Annotated in this window: 15 protein-coding genes and 5 tRNA genes; 13 read left to right on the forward strand and 7 right to left on the reverse strand. The window is 26.8% G+C overall.

Annotated features, from left to right (window positions below; all coding sequences use genetic code 11):
• Window positions 1-56 precede the first annotated feature (56 nt).
• The 4 genes from csrA (at window position 57) to CINFORN2912_RS01340 (ending at window position 1,474) form a co-directional block, all read left to right on the forward strand.
• Window positions 57-263 (forward strand): carbon storage regulator CsrA, encoded by a 207-nt coding sequence (csrA, locus tag CINFORN2912_RS01325; RefSeq protein ID WP_075433995.1) that lies wholly within the window; start codon window positions 57-59, stop codon window positions 261-263.
• A 223-nt stretch (window positions 264-486) separates the two neighbouring features.
• Window positions 487-574 (forward strand) — tRNA-Ser (locus tag CINFORN2912_RS01330).
• A gap of 16 nt (window positions 575-590) precedes the next feature.
• Window positions 591-664: transfer RNA gene (locus CINFORN2912_RS01335), tRNA-Arg, on the forward strand.
• A 66-nt stretch (window positions 665-730) separates the two neighbouring features.
• Entirely contained in the window at window positions 731-1,474 is a 744-nt protein-coding gene (locus CINFORN2912_RS01340) for a 16S rRNA (uracil(1498)-N(3))-methyltransferase (protein ID WP_075433997.1), read from the forward strand.
• Window positions 1,475-1,521: 47 nt separating this feature from the next.
• On the opposite strand, the gene zapA is transcribed toward CINFORN2912_RS01340, so the two are convergent.
• The 5 genes from zapA to CINFORN2912_RS01365 all read right to left on the reverse strand — a co-directional run bounded on the left by zapA (window position 1,522) and on the right by CINFORN2912_RS01365 (window position 3,091).
• Window positions 1,522-1,815 carry a cell division protein ZapA gene (gene zapA / locus CINFORN2912_RS01345; protein ID WP_075434000.1) on the reverse strand — a complete coding sequence of 98 codons (294 nt, stop codon included), beginning with the start codon at window positions 1,813-1,815 and terminating at the stop codon, window positions 1,522-1,524.
• 87 nt (window positions 1,816-1,902) lie between these two features.
• Complete coding sequence (gene rpiA, locus CINFORN2912_RS01350) at window positions 1,903-2,559, reverse strand: ribose-5-phosphate isomerase RpiA (protein WP_075434239.1); 657 nt, start codon at window positions 2,557-2,559, stop codon at window positions 1,903-1,905.
• 228 nt (window positions 2,560-2,787) lie between these two features.
• A tRNA-Gln gene (locus CINFORN2912_RS01355) sits at window positions 2,788-2,859 on the reverse strand.
• 51 nt (window positions 2,860-2,910) lie between these two features.
• Window positions 2,911-2,992: transfer RNA gene (locus CINFORN2912_RS01360), tRNA-Leu, on the reverse strand.
• 25 nt (window positions 2,993-3,017) lie between these two features.
• A tRNA-Met gene (locus CINFORN2912_RS01365) sits at window positions 3,018-3,091 on the reverse strand.
• A 177-nt stretch (window positions 3,092-3,268) separates the two neighbouring features.
• Here CINFORN2912_RS01365 and CINFORN2912_RS01370 point away from each other — a divergent pair.
• The 3 genes from CINFORN2912_RS01370 to polA all read left to right on the forward strand — a co-directional run bounded on the left by CINFORN2912_RS01370 (window position 3,269) and on the right by polA (window position 9,599).
• Window positions 3,269-4,924: a glutamine--tRNA ligase/YqeY domain fusion protein gene (locus CINFORN2912_RS01370; RefSeq protein ID WP_075434003.1), complete on the forward strand. Its 1,656-nt coding sequence runs from the start codon at window positions 3,269-3,271 to the stop codon at window positions 4,922-4,924.
• A 374-nt stretch (window positions 4,925-5,298) separates the two neighbouring features.
• Window positions 5,299-6,594 (forward strand): phosphopyruvate hydratase, encoded by a 1,296-nt coding sequence (eno, locus tag CINFORN2912_RS01375; RefSeq protein ID WP_075434007.1) that lies wholly within the window; start codon window positions 5,299-5,301, stop codon window positions 6,592-6,594.
• 323 nt (window positions 6,595-6,917) lie between these two features.
• On the forward strand, window positions 6,918-9,599 hold the full coding sequence (gene polA, locus CINFORN2912_RS01380) for a DNA polymerase I (protein WP_075434010.1): 2,682 nt from the start codon (window positions 6,918-6,920) through the stop codon (window positions 9,597-9,599).
• On the opposite strand, the gene yihA is transcribed toward polA, so the two are convergent.
• Window positions 9,582-10,199: a ribosome biogenesis GTP-binding protein YihA/YsxC gene (gene yihA, locus CINFORN2912_RS01385; RefSeq protein ID WP_075434012.1), complete on the reverse strand. Its 618-nt coding sequence runs from the start codon at window positions 10,197-10,199 to the stop codon at window positions 9,582-9,584. The two genes, polA and yihA, sit on opposite strands and share 18 nt — an antisense overlap.
• A 336-nt stretch (window positions 10,200-10,535) precedes the next feature.
• On the opposite strand from yihA, the gene typA reads away from it, so the two are divergent.
• The gene (gene typA / locus CINFORN2912_RS01390) at window positions 10,536-12,374 is read left to right on the forward strand and encodes a translational GTPase TypA (protein WP_075434015.1); all 1,839 of its coding nucleotides are present in this window, start codon (window positions 10,536-10,538) and stop codon (window positions 12,372-12,374) included.
• 127 nt (window positions 12,375-12,501) lie between these two features.
• Here the strand turns inward: typA and CINFORN2912_RS01395 are convergent, their stop codons facing one another.
• Window positions 12,502-13,479, reverse strand: a complete 978-nt coding sequence (locus CINFORN2912_RS01395; RefSeq protein WP_075434018.1) for a hypothetical protein — start codon at window positions 13,477-13,479, stop codon at window positions 12,502-12,504.
• 221 nt (window positions 13,480-13,700) lie between these two features.
• Between CINFORN2912_RS01395 and prfB the strand changes: the two genes are divergently transcribed.
• From prfB to ybeY, 5 genes are all read left to right on the forward strand, one after another.
• A protein-coding gene (prfB, locus tag CINFORN2912_RS01400; protein ID WP_172800928.1) for a peptide chain release factor 2 occupies window positions 13,701-14,799 on the forward strand; the annotation gives its coding sequence in 2 pieces (ribosomal slippage) (window positions 13,701-13,775 and window positions 13,777-14,799; 1,098 coding nt in all).
• A 5-nt stretch (window positions 14,800-14,804) separates the two neighbouring features.
• Window positions 14,805-16,325 carry a lysine--tRNA ligase gene (gene lysS, locus CINFORN2912_RS01405; RefSeq protein ID WP_075434023.1) on the forward strand — a complete coding sequence of 507 codons (1,521 nt, stop codon included), beginning with the start codon at window positions 14,805-14,807 and terminating at the stop codon, window positions 16,323-16,325.
• 171 nt (window positions 16,326-16,496) lie between these two features.
• Window positions 16,497-17,750 (forward strand): diaminopimelate decarboxylase, encoded by a 1,254-nt coding sequence (gene lysA / locus CINFORN2912_RS01410; RefSeq protein ID WP_075434026.1) that lies wholly within the window; start codon window positions 16,497-16,499, stop codon window positions 17,748-17,750.
• Between the two features lie 148 nt (window positions 17,751-17,898).
• On the forward strand, window positions 17,899-19,272 hold the full coding sequence (miaB, locus tag CINFORN2912_RS01415) for a tRNA (N6-isopentenyl adenosine(37)-C2)-methylthiotransferase MiaB (protein WP_075434240.1): 1,374 nt from the start codon (window positions 17,899-17,901) through the stop codon (window positions 19,270-19,272).
• A 24-nt stretch (window positions 19,273-19,296) separates the two neighbouring features.
• Window positions 19,297-19,746, forward strand: coding sequence for an rRNA maturation RNase YbeY (ybeY, locus tag CINFORN2912_RS01420; protein WP_075434037.1), 450 nt, complete (start codon window positions 19,297-19,299; stop codon window positions 19,744-19,746).
• Window positions 19,747-19,880: the final 134 nt, after the last annotated feature.

A 19,880-nucleotide genomic window follows, 5' to 3' on the forward strand; every position in this document is an offset into this window, starting at 1 on the left:
ATTAATTTCTTCAAAATATACAAAAATATATATTTATTTTTAAAAGGAATCAAGAAATGCTTATTTTAACTCGTCGAACTGGCGAAAAAGTAATAATCGACGATGAAATAACAGTAACAATTTTAGGAATAAAAGGAAATCAAGTGCGCATAGGAATTAATGCTCCAAGAAAAATATCTATACATAGAGAAGAAGTATTCACTAAAATCCGAATGGAGGAAGCCATGTCAGGATATGTTCCTATAAAAAAAATAATTTTATAATACTATTTTTATTTATAAAAGTATTCGCGTGCATCGTTCCGTATAATATAAATGAAAAAAAAAATTAAATAAATAAAGTCACTATTAACGCATGAAGTATATTTACACGAAGCTTTTTTTTAAAAAACTATTTTATAATCCAGAAAATTTAATTTAATTAATTATATAAAAAATAATATGATTAACATGTATATTATGTTAACATATTTAATATCAATATATTGGTGAGGTGGCCGAGTGGTTTAAGGCGCTCCCCTGCTAAAGGAGTATGTATTTATTATGCATCGAGGGTTCAAATCCCTCTCTCACCAAAATAATACTTTTTATGCATCCGTAGCTTAGTTGGATAGAGCACTCGGCTACGAACCGAGAGGTTGAAGGTTCGAATCCTTCCGGATGCATAAAAAGTATTATTTAAAGTATTTATAAATCCTCTAAATAAAAACCAAAAACAGGCTCGTAGCATTGTGTATATACCTAGAATTTTTTTAAATAAAAAAATCAATATTCACGAAAAAATCGAATTAAACACACTAACCTTTCACTATTGTATTCACGTAATTAGATTAAAGATTGGAAATATAGTACATATATTTAATAATACAAATTATATATTTATTTCTACGATTATAAATATTAAAAAAAATTCTATTCTCGTTCAAATAAAAGAAAAAAAACAAGATAACCGAGAATCGAAATTAAATATTCATCTAGGTCAAACTATATCCAAACGAATGAACATGACACTTGAAAAATCTGTCGAATTAGGAGTTAATAGTATTACACCTATCATTCCTAATCAAAAAAACCGTATTAATGAATTAAAAAAAAAGATTAATCAAAAAATTTTACATTGGAAAAAAATTATTATTGCAGCATGCTCTCAGTCAAAAAGAAACATCGTTCCTACCTTAGGCTCGGCGCAAACATTAAGTGAATGGTGCCAACAAATACCTAGAAACTCTACTAAGATAATATTTACCCTAAAAGCTAAAAAAAGTATATATCATGTTCCGAGTCACTATAAAAATATTTATATATTAATAGGAAAAGAAACGGGATTTACCAATCCAGATATACAACTAGCTAAAGAAAAAAATTTTTTAAGTATTTCATTAGGACCAAGAGTTTTAAGAACAGAAACATCCAGTATAGTCGCTATAGCGGCCCTAGAAACACATTTAGGCAAAAAAACGAAAAAAAATAATTAACAATTATATTTATACACCAATCTCAACAAGACAAGATTATTGATGCATTATTCACGAGAAAGAGCTAAATCCAACATTTCATTTAGCGCTAACATTCGAGCTTTCATGTGCTGAACGCAATGAGCAGATTTTTGTTTTTCTAGCTCTAACTCATAACAAAGATTTAATGCTGTAATAAAAATTAATTGTTCAATATTAGATACACTAGTTTTTTCTTTTAGGCGCTCTAAACGTTTATTTAAAATATTTGCTACATAATATAACTCTGAAGAGCTTTTGTCTGGACATCTAACCTTAATGCAACGCCCAAAAACTTCTATATCAATAGATTTTAAAGACATACGTGTTCTCTATAAATAATTCATTTTAAAAAATGAATATTAATCAAATATTCGAAAATATATAAACTACAAAAATAACGTAAATAATTATACAAATACTTCCTTAATCTCGTTCGTATAACTTATTAAGAGAATATCTGCTTTTCTAATGCTAAACAATCCTACCGTTACTACTCCCGGAATATTATTAATCATTTTTTCTAAAAAAATAGAATTTTTTATATATAATCCATATATATCAATAATATAATTTCTATTGTCCGTAATAAAGTTTTTTCTATATTTTGGAACGCCCCCTAGTTTTATAATCTCTCTAGATACTGAATTTAAAGACATAGGTATTACTTCAACCGGAAGAGGGAAAAATTTGAATTTTTTTACATATTTAGAGTAATCAATAATACATAAAAATTTTTTTGCAACTGAAGCAATAATTTTCTCTCTAGTTAATGCTCCACCACCCCCTTTTATCATCTCCATAGAAAAATTGACTTGATCTGCACTATCAATATATATATCTAAGGAATTTAAGGTATTTAAATCAACTATTGGAATATTAAAACGATTTAACCATTTTTCTGATTGGGAAGAACTAGATACCACGCCCTTAATATGATTTGCTACTGTAGATAAAGCCTCAATAAAAAATTTTATTGTTGATCCAGACCCAATCCCGATAATAGAATTTTTAGGAACATATGATAAAGCAAATTGAGCTACAGATTTTTTTAATATATCCAAAATATTCTCTCCAGAATATATTAATATTAATATCAAAATATTACTAAGTACAAATAGAAGCTATCCCTGAATAATAAAAGAAATACAAAGCCCTAAATAAAATTCAAAATTGAGTAATTATACAAAAAAATATCTTTTTAACAATTAAGCGTGAGCTTATATATAGATATATAAAATCAATATAAATAAAGAAAATGTGATTAATTCAATTTATTAAAAAAAATATTGTTTCTGGGGTACCTGGATTCGAACCAGGGATGCCGGTATCAAAAACCGGTGCCGTAACCTCTTGGCTATACCCCAATACATATGTTATTATGAATAAAAATTTTTATTAATAATAACCTAAAATTTTACGGAAGGCGAGACTTGAACTCGCAAACTTTTCAGTGCCAGAACCTAAATCTGGTGCGTCTACCATTTTCGCCACTCCCGCAAAAAACTATTTAATAAATTTTTCTTGGCTACAACGAGAATCGAACTCGTGACCTCAGCGTTATGAGTGCTGCGCTCTAACCGACTGAGCTATATAGCCTGTTATTTTGTTTAAAAAATAATATTTAGATATTAATTCTACACAAATAAAGCAATTATTACAATCAAAATATATATAAATAAAAATATTTTTACAATGAAAATAATCATTATATTTAATATTGTAAAATTTCATGAAAATTAAAATACAAATTAATCAAAAAAATATGGAGTAATAATGCACATCAAGCGTAACTTTATTACAAGAATAGTCAAAAAATCAATATCAAAGCAACCTAAAAAAAAAATAAGAACGCGCTTTCCCCCAGAGCCTAATGGTTACCTACACCTCGGTCACGCTAAATCTATATATTTAAATTTTAATATCGCAAAAAAATACAATGGTGTTTGTACCTTAAGATTTGATGACACAAACCCAAAAAAAGAAAATATAAAATATATTGATGCAATAAAAAAAGATATACAGTGGTTAGGTTTAAATCTATACAAGGAACCAAAATATACCTCACAATACTTTTATAAATTGTATAAATACGCCATTCAGTTAATCAGAAACAATCTTGCATACGTAGAAGAATTAAATAAAAAAGAAATTAAAAAATATCGAGGATCATTAAAAACACCTGGAAAAAATAGCCCTTTTAGAAATCGAACAATTGAAGAAAATTTACTTTTATTTAAAAAAATGAAATCAGGAATTATACCAGAAGGGTCGATGTGCCTTAGAGCAAAGATTAATATGAAGTCTCCTTGTATGGTGTTAAGAGATCCAGTTTTATACCGAATTATTTTTACTAAACATCACCAAACAAATCATGAATGGTGTATTTACCCTATGTATGATTTCGCTCACTGTATCGCTGATGCTTTAGAAGGCATCACGCATTCTTTGTGTACTCTTGAATTTCAAGACAATCGTCAGTTATATGATTGGATATTAAAAAAACTAAATCTTAATCAAAAACCTCCTAAACAATACGAATTTGCTAAATTAAATTTAGAATATGCAGTATTATCTAAAAGAAAACTACAAGAATTAATAGATAAAAAAATAGTTCAAGGATGGGAGGACCCACGATTACATACATTGTCCGGATTGAGAAACAAAGGATATACTAGTAATTCTATTAAAATGTTTTGTGAAAAAATTGGTATAACTAAACAACAAAATATAATCGAATTATCTCTACTAGAGTCGTGCATTAGAAAAGATTTAAATATGACTTCTCCTCGGCGAATGGCTGTTATCAATCCCATTAAAATAGTAATTGAAAACATTCCAAAGAATCATATAGAATATTTTAGCGCCCCCAATCATCCACAAATAAAAGAAATGGGCACCAGAACGATTATGTTTTCTCAAAAAATATATATCGAAAAAGAAGATTTTCGTAGTACGGATCAAAGCAACTATAAAGGGTTAATTTTAGGAAAAAAAGTTCGCTTAAAATACGCGTGTCTCATTAAGGCAAAGAAAATTTTAAAAAACCAAAACAATGAAATTGCATATATTGTATGTAAATATTATCCCGAAAAAACAAAAAAAAATAAAAATCAAAAAAAAAAATATAATATAATTCACTGGATATCTCAAAAATCAGCTATTCCAGCTGACTTTCAATTATTTGATACATTATTTACAACCAAAACACCTGAAAAAGAAAAAAAGATTATTCCGTTTTATAATCCCCAATCATTGATTAAAAAAAAAGGATATATTGAATCTATTATAGAAACAGAAATTGTAAAACACGCTTACCAATTTGAAAGAATTGGATATTTCTTGAAAAAAAACACACATAAAAAACACAAAAAATATATTTTTAATAGAATTGTCTCGCTAAAAAACAAATACAGGAATTTTATTGACTAAATCAGCCGCTAAAAATATAAATACTTATGCTTAAGTCATAGATATTAAAATATATTTTATACTTTCAATAAGATATTTTGTTTGTATTTAAGAGACGCATATTAAACGTATATATACAACACGTAAAAAACTATTAATATATTTTTTCTAAAAACAGCAAAACCAAATCTAATGTTCTGTCAATAATTTTATTTGAGAACGACGAATCAAAATAAACAATTAAAAATATAATTATACAAACTAAAATAAACGAATATAATTAAAATAATAACATTTTAGAAAAAATATCGTTGTTGGTTTAATTTCAAAAAATCAACTTATTTATCAAAACCCCTTATATGTTTATATACTTTTTTATACATCAGGAAATATTTATGTTAAAGATAAAAAAAATACACGCTAGAGAAATATTAGACTCTCGAGGGTACCCAACTGTAGAAGCAGAAGTTCATTTAAATAGCGGTCACATTGGATCAGCGGCGTCTCCCTCTGGCGCATCAACAGGATCTAAAGAGGCTCTTGAGCTAAGGGATAACGATACAAGTCGTTTTTTTGGAAAAGGGGTTCAAAAAGCAGTACATAATATTAATTATTACATTTCTCGCGCTTTAGTAAATAAACAAGCAGATGATCAAAAAACAATAGATTCTACCATGATTGAATTAGATGGTACTCAGAATAAATCAAATCTTGGAGCCAATGCTATTCTTTCGGTCTCCTTAGCTGTATCCAAAGCAGTTTCATTGGCACGAAACATACCCTTTTATTCTTATATTTCTAAAATTAATAATTCCAAAAACAATTATTTAATGCCCTTGCCGATGATTAATATTATTAACGGTGGTATGCACGCTAATAATAATATTGATATTCAAGAATTTATGATACAACCCATTGGTGCTCATAGCATCAAGCAAGCAATACAAATGGGTTCAGAAATTTTTCATACGTTAGGGACGCTGCTAAAAGAAAAAGGATACTCTACCTGTGTAGGAGATGAAGGCGGATATGCTCCAAGCTTAAGCTCTAATGAAGAAACATTCTCTTTAATTAGTTTAGCTGTAGAAAAAGCGGGTTATAAGCTAGGAGAAGACATTACTTTTGCTCTAGACTGTGCTGCCTCAGAATTATTTGATAAAAACACTAAACTGTATACATTAAAAAACGAAAATAAAAAATTTACCTCACAAGAATTTACGCATTATTTAGAAAAATTAACTCAAAAATACCCTATTATCTCTATAGAAGATGGTCAAGATGAAAGCGATTGGGAAGGTTTTCAGTATCAAACGAAGATTTTAGGAAAAAAGATACAGCTAGTAGGCGATGATTTATTTGTGACTAACAAAAAAATCTTTACCAAAGGAATAAAAGAAAAAATTGCTAATGCTATTTTAATTAAGCTAAACCAAATAGGTACATTAACAGAGACATTAGAGACAATTCAGTTGGCTAATAAACACGGATATTCAACCATAATATCTCACAGATCTGGAGAAACTGAAGATACAAGTATAGCTGATCTCTCGGTTGGAACTTCTGCCGGACAAATTAAAACTGGCTCTATCTGTAGATCAGAGCGAACAGCAAAATATAATAGATTACTGAAAATAGAAGAATCCTTAAAACTACAAAAAAGTACATTTAAAAAGCAAATAAACCTTTTTTAAAAATATCAACAAACTCACTGTAATGCTGTCTAGAAATAAAAAATATTGTTTAATTAATACAAATAGGGGAATATACCGCCCCTATTAATATTAATATACCCTTTTCGCCCAAATAATATTCAAAAAAAATATTTACACCAAGTATTTCTCTAATTAATATTCGAGAATGCTTGTTAATAATCATGTTAATAATTCTTTCGTTATTCTAAATTCTAATATTTTATTAAAAATCTATTTATCTTAAAATAGTAAAAAATCATGTATTTTTATAAATAAATTTCATGAACAAAAAAAAATATATTAATCAATAAAAGAGCGTTGAGATGACAAAAAAAAAAATATTACTAATAGACGGAAACTACTGTTTGTACCAAACCTATTTTTCCTTTATAAATTTAAAGAATCAATTAAATGAACCAACAGGAGTTTTATATGGATGCATCGAAATACTAAATCAATTAATAAAAAAATTTAATCCCAAAAAAATCATTATGGTATTTGATACTCCAACTAAAACATTGAGACATCAATTATATGAAGAATATAAAAAAAATAGAACCCCTATGCCTTCTGGACTAGAAGAACAAATAATTCCATTAAAAGAAATAATACAATTGTTAGGCATTCCAATAATAAGTCTTGATAACGTTGAAGCTGATGATATCATAGGAACCTTATCGTCTATTTTCGAGAAAAAAAAATATTACATCTTCATATACAGCGCCGATAAAGATATGACGCAACTAGTAAATAAAAAAATTACTATTATTCCAGGAGGAATAAATAAAAACATATTAAACGAAGATGATATATACCAAAAATATGAAATATCTCCACAGTCTATGGCAGATTTTTTTGGATTAGCGGGTGATAAATGCGATAATATTCCCGGAGTACCGGGTATTGGAAAAAAAACAGCAATTATTCTTTTAAAAAAATTTACATCTGTAAAAAATATTTATAAAAATTTATTCAAAATTTCTAATTTACCCATACGAAATATTAAAAATATTACCAAAAATTTACAAAAATATAAAAAACAAGCGCTTTTGTCTTGTCAATTAACAAAAATTAATCATTCAATTCCATTGCCTAATTTGCCGTTAATCTTAAAAGACTGTAACTTACAAATACCTTTATTAATTAAAAAACTACAATACTATCAGTTAATAAAATTCTTAAAAGAAATATCCAACAATCAATTTCCTATAATTAATATATATCATGAAAAAAAAAAAAAAAAATATATCGAAATTGTTGATGAAAACATGTTATATAAGTTAATACAGATCATTATGAAAAAAAAAATATTTTCTATCGCCGCTCACCTGAGTGATATCACAAAAAGCAATATACTTTCAGTATCTATATCTATAAAAAGCTATAAAGTTTGGTGGTATACTTCAAAAAACCAAGATCATAAAGATAAAAAAATTACTAAAAAATTATTCTTAAAAAAAATGAAACCGATTTTAGAAAATAAAAAATATAGAAAAATAGGAAAAAACTTAAAAAATATGTTTCATATTTTCAAAAAATATAACATTACATTAGATGGAATGTATTTTGATACACTGGTTATTTTTTATTTTTATACAATGCGCTACGAATATACAGAATTTTTATCTAACCTAATGCAACAATATAAAATAAGAGAAAAGCATATCCTGACGGAAAAAAAAATTAATACTATCATCCAAGAATCAATTGTGTCTCAAAAAATCTATAAACAATATAAAAAATATATGTATATTCAGTCTAAAAAAAAAATATTTAAATCAATCGATATGCCTCTCTTACTTGTTTTATCTACCATGGAACATAACGGTGTACTAATAAAAAAAAAAATACTAGAAAAACAAAAAAAAAGAATTAGTAATACAATAAAAATACTTAAAAAAAAAATATATTTTCATGCAAAAGAAAAATTCAATATCAACTCTTCAAAACAATTACAAAAAATTCTATTTGATAAACATCACCTCCCGTATGTTAAAAAAACAAAAAAAGGCAGTGTCTCTACCAACGAGCACGTACTAACGGAATTATCTAATTTTCATAAATTACCTAAAATCATTTTACAATATAGAATGTTAAATAAAATCAAAAATACATATTTAAAAAATTTAATCCACTGTATAAATAATCAAACAAATAGAATTCATACCACGTATCACTTAACCTCTACTTCAACTGGTAGATTGTCTTCCACTCAACCTAATTTACAAAATATTCCAATTAAAACAAAGTTAGGAAAAAAAATTAGAATCGCGTTTATAGCTAAAAAAAAATGGTTATTATTAACCGCGGATTACACTCAAATTGAGCTTCGAGTTATTGCTCACTATTCTCAAGATCAAGCTCTTATTGAAGATTTATCTCAAAAAAATGATGTTTACTGCAAAACGGCGAGTCATATCTTTAATATCCACGTTAATAATATTCAGCCACATCACAGAAACATAGCTAAAACTATTAACTTTGCTATATTATACGGAATTAGTCCTTTTGGACTGTCGCAAAAATTAAATATTTCTACTGCACAGGCTAAAGACTATATACAATCATATTTTTTTAGATATCAAAAAGTAAAAAAATACATGAACCTTGTATATCATACGGCCAAAAAAAAAAAATATATCAAAACCCTCTTTGGGAGAAAATTACACATCTCCAACATTACGTCACAAAATAAAGCATTAAGAAACAATGCGAAACGATTTTGCATAAATGCAATTATACAAAATACAGCAGCAGACATCATTAAAATATCTATGATTAATTTACATTCTATATTTCAGGAAAAATTTTTTAATGATGCTAAAATAATTATGCAAATACACGATGAATTAGTATTTGAAATAAAAGAGGATAAAAAAGAAGATTTAATTAAAGTTATCAAACACAGCATGGAAAATAGCACACTGTTAGCAGTTCCTTTAAATATTTTCATAAATATAGGGAAAAATTGGAAAGAGGTTCAACCATCAAGCTTGTCTGTGTAATGAAGAAACATACCACAACGATAAAATTTCTATTACTGCCGAAATATTCGATTTATTAAATTTAGAAAAACTCAATATAGTAATCTTCATACACCATTTGATTAATTTTTTACGTAACAAAAAAACTCTTCTATACGCGTATTGTTTAGAAACTTTATCGCTTTTTGTTAAAATAATTAATACAGGTAATAATCTTAATTTTATTTTTTTTAAAATAATTTTGTCATATTCCTGTAAAGAGCGACGGATATCAGAGAGAAAAACAATACCCCTCAAACACTTTCTATTCCTTAAATAAAAAAATAAATTATTGTTGAGTAAATTTTGTGTAACGTGATCAATTTTAGAATACCCATAACCAGGAAAATCTATTATCCGAAAATCTGATAAAACATTAAATAAATTTATTGTTCTTGTTCGACCGGGGAGCTTGCTAACTCGAGCTAATTGTTTGTTATTGGTTAAACAATTAATAAGACTAGATTTTCCTGAATTAGAACGACCTAAAAAAGCTACTTCTATTCCAAAAAAGTCTTCTACTGCAGAGCAGTCAATAATGCTTTTTAAAAAAAAAGTTTTATCAAACTTTATATTATTCAAATATATGTTATCCTTATTTCTTATGAAAAACTTGATAAAAAAACATCCTCAATCTTCACATATGCGCGCATAAAAATAGAAACAATCAACTTTAATATACAATTAAAAAATTTTATACAGTTCAAAATAAAACATGGTATTTACAACAATTATATTTGTTAAAAAGAAATATAGATATACAGAAATAAAAATAAAGCTATATACATATCATGTATTCACATTGTATGCGCACATCAAAGATGATGTATTGAAATTCAATGAAGATAATTAATAATATTTAATAATTAAAAAACAACTATGTCATAAATTTTATAAAACATTTCAAAAAGAGTGTATATGAAAAAAAAAATAAAAAACATTGCTATTATTGCTCATGTTGATCATGGAAAAACTACTTTACTTGACCAACTGCTCAAACAATCAGGAACCTTTCAGGAACATGAAGAAACAGTTGATAGAATTATGGATTCTAACGAACTAGAAAAAGAAAGAGGAATAACCATTCTATCAAAACATACATCAATTCAATGGAATAACTATCATATCAATATCATTGATACACCTGGACACGCTGATTTTGGAGGAGAAGTAGAAAGGATATTGTCTATGGTAGATTCTGTTTTATTAGTAGTAGATGCTTTTGAAGGGCCGATGCCGCAAACGCGATACGTAACAAAAAAATCATTTCTATATAACATTAAGCCAATCGTAGTAATTAATAAAATGGATAGAAAAACTATTAGACCGGATTGGGTAGTAAACCAAATATTTGATTTGTTTGTGAACCTATCGGCTAATGACGAGCAATTAGATTTTCCAATAATATATTCGTCAGCTTTATTAGGAAAGTCAGGAAATCACCCTGAAGACATGAAGAACAATATGATTCCTTTATTAAACGCTATTACCAAACATACTCCTAAACCAAGTATATCACAAAAAAATTTTTTTCAAATGCAAATATCGCAATTAGATTTTAATAACTATTTTGGACTGATAGGAATTGGAAAAATACAGCAAGGCACTTTAATTAACAACCAAACAGTTTCGGTATTAAGAGAAAATAAAAAAATATATACGGGAAAAGTTAACCATATATTAAGATTTTATGGATTAAAGCAAAAAAAAATTAAAAAAGCGTATACTGGAGATATTGTAGCGATTACTGGACTTAGCGACATTTCTATTTCTGATACCATTTGCGATCCAGAATTTTTATACCCTTTACCTAAATTAAAGATCGATAAACCAACAGTAAAAATGTTATTTTATGTTAATCAATCACCTTTTTGTGGCCAGGAGGGAAAGCATATCACTTCAAGAAAGATTTTTGAGCGCTTAAAAAAAGAAACTATTCGAAATATATCGTTAAAAGTAGAAGAAACAAAAAATTCAAACGCTTTTTCTGTTTCAGGAAGAGGTGAATTGCATTTATCTATTCTACTTGAACAATTACGTAGAGAAAATTTTGAGTTAGAAGTATCAAGACCTAGAGTTATCTTAAAACAGAAAAACGGAATTTTTACTGAGCCGTATGAATTAACGTTACTTGATATTGAAGAAGCGCATCAAGGCCAGTTAATACAAAAAATTGGTGAGTTAAGAGGGGACATACAAAAAATATTAAATAATGAAAATAACAGAATTCAAATTGAATGTATTTTATCTAGCAGATCTTTAATTGGGTTCCGGTCTGAATTCATGAATATTACCTCGGGTAGCGGAACGTTTTTTTCTACTTTCAGTCACTATGATACAATGCAGGCAAAAACATACGGATATCGAAAAAATGGAGTTCTTATATCTAAAAGCACGGGAACAGCTGTTTCTTTTTCCATTTGTAATTTACAAAATAGAGGAAAAATGTTTATTAAGCACGGAGAAAGAGTTTATGAAGGTCAAATCGTGGGAATTCATAATAGATCAAATGACTTAACCGTAAATTGCTTGACTGGTAAAAAACTAACTAATATGCGAGCTTCAGGTACTGACGAAGCAATCAATTTAGTAAAACCAATTAAAATTACGCTAGAATATGCGTTAAATTTTGTAAATGACGATGAATTAATAGAAATTACACCGAAGTCTATACGATTAAGAAAAATATTCCTTAAAGAGAGCGAAAGGAAAAAAAATAACAAAAAAATAATAGAAAATGCATACGCTCATAAATAAAAAATTATTTGAAGAATCTTTAAAAGAGAATCTTTATAAATTAAAAAAAGATTCTTTTTTACTATCTACGTGATAGTATAGGGATATTTTTCAAACATTCTATGTTCGAAAATAGATGTTTAAAGAACTAAAACATATGTATGCTAAATAACACCTTCGGACATGATGATAAAAAAAATCTATTCTGTTCTTTAAAAAAAAACTTTTTCATACGAACTTGTAGTAATATTTTTTCTTTATGCACAAATACCCATGATAAAATTATCCCTACCTGGCAGGTAAGTCCGTATGAATCTATATACTCAACATATTCTCTAACCTTGGGGGAGCATGAGCAAACCATGGTACCTAATAAAGAGCAAATAATAAATTTATTAATTTTTTTATTTTCATACATACACAAAGCCTCTTGGCCATAATAACAACCTTTATTAAACGTAATTGCATTCCATTTTTTTAAACCCATCGTCTGCAAAATAAAACGACCTGATATTGGTGGATCAAAAACAGGAAAATTAGCTTCAATATCTAGCGCTAACCATTGAGAACTATAACTAAATAAAACTTTATCTCTCATAAAATTCAAAAAACAAGCTAATCCTGCTCGAGGAACAATAATTAATAATCTTTGAATCGGCTCTTGTAATTTTAATACAATAAAGTTGTTGATGACAAAAAATTTTTTATCTCTTTTAATCGATTGCGAAAAAAAAATTTCTAATAAACCATAAACTCGCTTACCGCATAAACCATACAAAAAAAAATTTTTTTCTTCTGAAATATTTACTTTAGAAAATAAAGCATATTTATTTAATTCCAATAGATGCTGGGGCACTATAGAAGACCTCACAACATACATATAACAACCATAATATTTAAATATTAAAAAAATAGCTAAAACTTTTCCCTGAAGATTACAATAAGCTCCAACTTTATAGATATCCCGATAAATATCATTAATATTGATAGTAAACTGATTATTTAGATATTTTTTTTTATCTATTCCAGTCACCCTTATAAGGGACCATTGCTCTAACGATATTAATGTATCGCTTATATTCGAACTTAAACAAACATATTTCTTGTAAAAACTGTTATGTATCATAAATAACTCTTACTCCTTAAATATCTATAAAACACTGGGTATTATACGTATACACCCTGTAATAAAATTATTGATGTTTAATAAAAATATAACTATATTATAAAAGAACTATAACATATATACGCGGTAGCATAAAAAATTATTAAATCCAAATATATCTTCAAGAATGATATCAGAAGATCTATTGGATATAATTTCTTTTATAATAAAAATGGAGAAAAATATTGGAAAATCATTTTTTAATAAAAAAAAAAAAAAAAATACAAGACAGAATCTATAACTTAAAGAGGGCTCTTTGACTATAACAACAAACAAAAAGCAATTCAATTAATCGATATTAAAATAAAAGCATTGTTAATGCAAAAAAAAACTAAAAAAATATCTGAATTATATAAAAAAAAAAATCTTTTATTAGAAAAAACAAGAAAAATTCAAGAATTAACTATGATATTTCAAGAGATAAAAGATTGGATAGAAATATTTAAAAATGAAAACGATATCGCAGTTATAAAAGAAATAAAGTCTGAATATAAAAAATTGAAAAAAAAAATTAATATTTTAGAAAAATATACTTTGTTTAATAATAAACATGATAAAAAAAATTGTTTTTTAAACATAACATCTGGATCTGGGGGAACTGAATCTCAAGATTGGACTAGGATGTTGTTAAAAATGTATTTAAAATATTCAATAAAAAAGGGTTTTAAAGTAACAGTTATTACAGAATCTAGGGGAGAAAACGGAGGAATAAAATCTATTACAGTAAAAGTAAAAGGTAAATTCGCGTTCGGTTGGTTTCGCACAGAAACCGGAATACATCGATTAGTTAGAAAAAATCCATTTGATTCGAACAATAAAAGACATACTTCTTTTAGTTCAATATTTGTATATCCGGAACTAAAAAATAAAATCAATATAAATATTCAGCCTAAAGATTTAAGAATTGATGTATACCGAGCATCAGGATCAGGAGGTCAGCATGTAAACCGAACAGAATCAGCTGTTCGTATTACGCACATCCCTACCGGAATAACTACTCAATGTCAAAATGATAGATCACAACACAAAAACAAAAATACAGCTTTAAAACAACTGCAGGAAAAATTGTATAATGCAGAAAATAAAAAAAAATATATAGAAAAAAAAAATATTAATAAAAATAAACCAGATATTAAATGGGGAAACCAAATCCGCTCATATACATTAGATGATTCAAGAATCAAAGATATAAGAACACGAATAGAAAGAAAAGATATCGAAAATATTTTAAACGGTGATTTACATGAATTCATTGAAGCGAGTTTAAAAATGGGATTTTAAAAAATATGTCAAAAATTATAGAGTCTAGCAAAATAGACGGAATTGCAAAAAAAGAAAAACGGATCAGAAAAAATAAACTTCAAAAACTGCGCCAATTAGGATTTGATTTTCCGAATAAATGCCATTACAAACAAACCATTCAGGAGCTGTGTTGCTTATACGGACAACATGCTAAACACGAATTACATGAAATTAACTGTAACATTAGTACGGCCGGAAGAATAATCAAAAAAAGAGTTTTAGGAAAAGCCTTATTTTTTGTTATACAAAATTATAATTTTGTTATTCAAATTTATATAAAAAGCAATTTATTTGAAAAAAATTATTATAAAAATCACATTATAGAATTAGATTTAGGTGATATTATTGAAACTCAGGGTAAATTATTTAAAACTAATACACTAGAATTATCTATTTATTGTAAAAAAATATACTTATTAACAAAAGCTATAAGACCCTTACCGGATAAGTATTATGGTCTTAAGAATCAAGAAATTAAGTATAGAAAGAGATATTTAGACCTTATTTCCGGAAAAGAAACAATGAATATCTTTATAAAAAGATCCGATATTATTTTTAATATCCGGTCTTTTATGAAAAAAAAAAATTTTCTCGAGGTAGAAACTCCTATGATGCATCCCGTTCCGGGCGGAGCTAATGCAAAACCTTTTATTACTTATCACAACTCTTTAAGCGAAACTATGTATTTAAGAGTAGCCCCTGAATTATATCTAAAAAGACTGATTATCGGAGGATTTGATAAAATATTCGAAATAAATAGGAATTTTAGAAACGAAGGTATTTCTACTAGACATAATCCTGAATTTACTATGATGGAAATTTACATGTCTTATAGTAATTACAAAGATATGATGTCTCTTTTAGAGAAACTGTGTATTTTTTTAGTAAGAAAAATTTCTTCTTCATTAATTATAACGTATAATAAACATGAATTAAACTTTAATAAAAAAATAAAAAAAATGACAATGATCGAATCTATTATAAAATTTAATAAAAATATTCACGCTACTGATTTAGACGATATTGACAAAATAAAAGTATTAATCAAAAAACTAAATATTCATACTACTTCTTCCGCATCTCTAGGAGAGATTATACATTTAATTTTCGAAAAAACGACAGAAAAAAAAATCATCAACCCTACCTTTATTACAAGTTATCCTATTGAAATTTCCCCTTTAGCCAGGAAAAAAGAAAAAGATAAAAAAACTGCAGAACGATTTGAATTTTTTATATCTGGATATGAAATAGCGAACGGTTTTTCTGAATTAAATGATCCCAACGAACAAAAAAAACGCTTTAAATTACAAATAAAACAAAAAAAAAGAAACCAAAAAGAACTACATAATTTTTATTATGACAAGGATTATATTACAGCACTAGAACATGGTTTACCGCCTACATCTGGATTAGGTATAGGAATTGATAGATTGATAATGATTTTGACAAATCAAAAAAGTATTAAAGATGTTATCTTATTTCCTATTTTAAAAAAGATTCTTTAACTAAAGTGTAGTAAATAACAAGAAACGAAAAGATTTTTAGGCAATTTAATCAATTATAAAGCCAAATAATAAAATTATTATACTCAAATAAAATCTATGCATTCTATTCTTTAAATTCAGAAATTAAAATAATTTAAAAAATAATAAAAAATAACCCCACGGAATCATCATATGCGTTATACAACTGAAATACAGCAAAAAATGTTAGAACGTAAAAATTTAATACCTTTAATTGAAAAATATAATACTCCCATGTGGGTTTACAATGCAGATATTATTAAAACACAAATTAAAAAATTGAAAAAATTTGATATTATTAGATTTGCTCAAAAATCTTGTTCTAATATCCATATCTTAAAAATTATGCAACGAAATAATATAAAAATTGATGCTGTATCTTTAGGAGAAATCGAAAGAGCTTTAGCTGCAGGGTTTCAACCTAAAGATCATAATATTGTTTTTACATCAGATATTTTAGAAAATGATGTTCTTCAAAAAGTCATTGAACTCAATATACCTGTTAATGCGGGTTCAGTAGATATGTTAAAAAAAATCGGGAAAATATCTCCACAATACCCTGTATGGATCAGAATTAATCCTAAATTTGGTGATGGACATCATTTAAAAACTAATACGGGAGGAGAAAATAGCAAACACGGAATTTGGGATCCGTTAGAGGCTCTTGCAATAATCAAACAATATAACTTAAATTTAATTGGATTGCATATTCATATTGGTTCGGGAGTTAACGAAAAAAACTTATATCAAGCAAGTCTAGCAATGCAAAAATATGCAATACAAATAAACAAAAAAATACAATTTATCTCAGCTGGGGGGGGATTAAAAATTCCATATACATCTCTAGATCAAGAGACTAATATTAGTAATTATTTTGAAACATGGAATAAAACTAAAAAAATTATTTCTTCAAGACTAAAATGTCCTATTCGGCTAGAAATTGAACCAGGACGTTTTTTAGTTGCTCAATCTGGTATTTTAATTGCTGAAATATATTCAATAAAAAAAATAGGAAAAAATACTTTTATACTTATAAATGCAGGATTTAATGATTTAATGAGACCAGTATTGTACGGAAGTTATCATAAAATCACCGTACTCCATAAAAATCCTATAAATGAACAAAAAAGCTCAGTTATTCAAGGAATTATTGCAGGACCATTATGCGAATCAGGAGATGTGTTTACGGTAACAAAAACTGGAATAATATGTCATAGAAAAATCCCACAAGTCCATATCGGAGATTATATTATTATACATAATACGGGGGCTTATGGTGCTTCTATGTCCTCAAATTATAATAGTCGACCGTTAATACCAGAAATATTATATAAAAATAATAAATTTAAATTAATTAGAAGGCGTCAAACAATACAAGAAATGTTAAACTTGGAAACATCGTTATAAACATACGTAAGTAAATTGTATGAACGGTTTCAATCCATAAAACACTTTATAAAAAATAATAAATTTATTTTTGATATCTAGTGGGCGCTTAAACCAACTTAACGTACTAAATATGCCTATACATAACTTCAAACTCAATATTAAAACTATGAAAAAAAAAGTATATATTAAAACATGGGGATGTCAAATGAACGTTCATGACTCCTCAATGATAAAAAATATTTTAAAAGCAACCAATCAATATACTATAATCGATCAACCTGAAATATCTGACATATTAATTTTAAATACCTGTTCAATTAGAGAGAACGCACAAGAAAAGTTATTTCATCAACTCGGCCGGTGGAAAAAATTAAAAAAAAAAAAAACAAAAACCATAATAGCGGTGGGGGGATGTGTTGCTACTCAAGAAGGAAAGAAAATTTATAAAAGAGCTAATTTTATCAATATTATATTTGGTCCACAAACACTGCATAGATTACCAAAATTATTGGAGCAAGCTTATACGAATAAGAAAATATTAATTGATATTAAAGAAAAGTCGCTAAAAAAATTTGACCATTCAATTAATAAAGAAATAAACAAAAAAATTACGTCATTTGTTACTATCATAGAGGGATGTAATAAATATTGTTCTTTTTGTATTGTTCCGTATACTAGAGGAAAAGAAACTAGTAGAAATAACAAAGACATTCTCACAGAAATAACCAGTCTAACACAAATTGGAGTACGCGAAGTTATTTTATTAGGTCAAAATGTTAATGCTTATAATATATACAATAAAAAAAGCAAAAAAAAATATCGTTTTTCAGACTTATTATATGAAATAGCCGCAATTCCAAAAATTGATAGAATCAGATATATAACTAGTCATCCCATAGAATTTAGCGATGATATTATAGATGCATATAAAAAAATTCCTCAGCTAACAAATTTTTTACATTTACCCATACAGAGCGGATCAAATAAAATTTTACGACTAATGAAGCGCGGCTATACTGTAGAAAAATATGAACATATTATTGATAAATTAAAGCACATTAGACCTAACATGACAATTAGTTCTGATTTTATTGTCGGATTTCCTGGAGAAACAGATAAAGATTTTCAAAAAACCCTTGATTGCGTATCAAAAATTAATTTTGATACTAGCTATAGTTTTATCTATTCGCAAAGACCGGGAACCAGAGCAGAAAAATTAATAGATACAACTTCTCTAGAAGAAAAAAAGAAAAGATTATTTCTCCTACAAAATACAATAAAACAACAAGCGCTTCGTTGGAAAAGAAGGATGTTAGGCACTCAACAATCCGTTTTAGTAGAAGGCTTTATGAAAAACAATATTCACGAATTATATGGACGAACAGAAAATAATAGAATTATTATTTTTACCGGAAACTCAAATCTAATTGGAAAATTAATCAACGTGACTGTTACCAACATTAATTATCATACTTGTTTGCAGGGAAAAATTAATAAAATAAATACTTACAAAATACTCAATACGCGTTCAGCAAGCTAATAAAATAAAATTCAAAAAACTAATATGAAACTATATATTCAGAATAGATGCACAAAAAAATCTTTTTTTCCTAAAAAAAAAGATTTTTTATTATGGTTATATACAATTTTAGAAAACCAAAAAAAAGAAATTACTATTAGAATAGTAGATTGCCTAGAAATAAAATATTTAAACTATCGTTACAGAAATCATAATATTGTAACTAACGTTCTATCTTTTCCTTCTACAGAATCAATATACACTAAGCACCACTTTCCTTATTATATAGGAGATATCATTCTATGTTCTGAATATATTAATAAAGAAGCAAGGCATTTAAAAAAAAATATATTAGAGCATTGGGCTCACATGGTTGTTCACTCTGTATTACATCTATTACATTATCAACATGACGATAAATCAAGTCAAAAAAAAATGCAAAGACTAGAAAAAAGAATAATGCTAAAGTTAGGATATCGCGACCCTTATAATTAAAAAAAAATAAAATTTAATGTCGTACTATTAAAAATATAGCTTATATTTAAAATTTATAAATTTTAATAAACTTTTAATATATTTATACAATACTAAATAGCTTTTGATTTCTTATATATACGCCCAATTAAAAT

It is taken from the genome of Buchnera aphidicola, assembly GCF_900128725.1.
Lineage (GTDB): Bacteria > Pseudomonadota > Gammaproteobacteria > Enterobacterales > Enterobacteriaceae > Buchnera_F > Buchnera_F aphidicola_K.

What these genes read in the sequence shown, in the direction of transcription:
- lysS (WP_075434023.1), top strand. Translation starts at nt 14,805, where the DNA reads ATGTCAAAAATTATAGAGTCTAGCAAAATAGACGGAATTGCAAAAAAA.
- csrA (WP_075433995.1), top strand. Translation starts at nt 57, where the DNA reads ATGCTTATTTTAACTCGTCGAACTGGCGAAAAAGTAATAATCGACGAT.
- typA (WP_075434015.1), top strand. Translation starts at nt 10,536, where the DNA reads ATGAAAAAAAAAATAAAAAACATTGCTATTATTGCTCATGTTGATCAT.
- polA (WP_075434010.1), top strand. Translation starts at nt 6,918, where the DNA reads ATGACAAAAAAAAAAATATTACTAATAGACGGAAACTACTGTTTGTAC.
- lysA (WP_075434026.1), top strand. Translation starts at nt 16,497, where the DNA reads ATGCGTTATACAACTGAAATACAGCAAAAAATGTTAGAACGTAAAAAT.
- eno (WP_075434007.1), top strand. Translation starts at nt 5,299, where the DNA reads ATGTTAAAGATAAAAAAAATACACGCTAGAGAAATATTAGACTCTCGA.
- zapA (WP_075434000.1), bottom strand. Translation starts at nt 1,815, where the DNA reads ATGTCTTTAAAATCTATTGATATAGAAGTTTTTGGGCGTTGCATTAAG.
- CINFORN2912_RS01370 (WP_075434003.1), top strand. Translation starts at nt 3,269, where the DNA reads ATGCACATCAAGCGTAACTTTATTACAAGAATAGTCAAAAAATCAATA.
- CINFORN2912_RS01395 (WP_075434018.1), bottom strand. Translation starts at nt 13,479, where the DNA reads ATGATACATAACAGTTTTTACAAGAAATATGTTTGTTTAAGTTCGAAT.
- miaB (WP_075434240.1), top strand. Translation starts at nt 17,899, where the DNA reads ATGAAAAAAAAAGTATATATTAAAACATGGGGATGTCAAATGAACGTT.
- ybeY (WP_075434037.1), top strand. Translation starts at nt 19,297, where the DNA reads ATGAAACTATATATTCAGAATAGATGCACAAAAAAATCTTTTTTTCCT.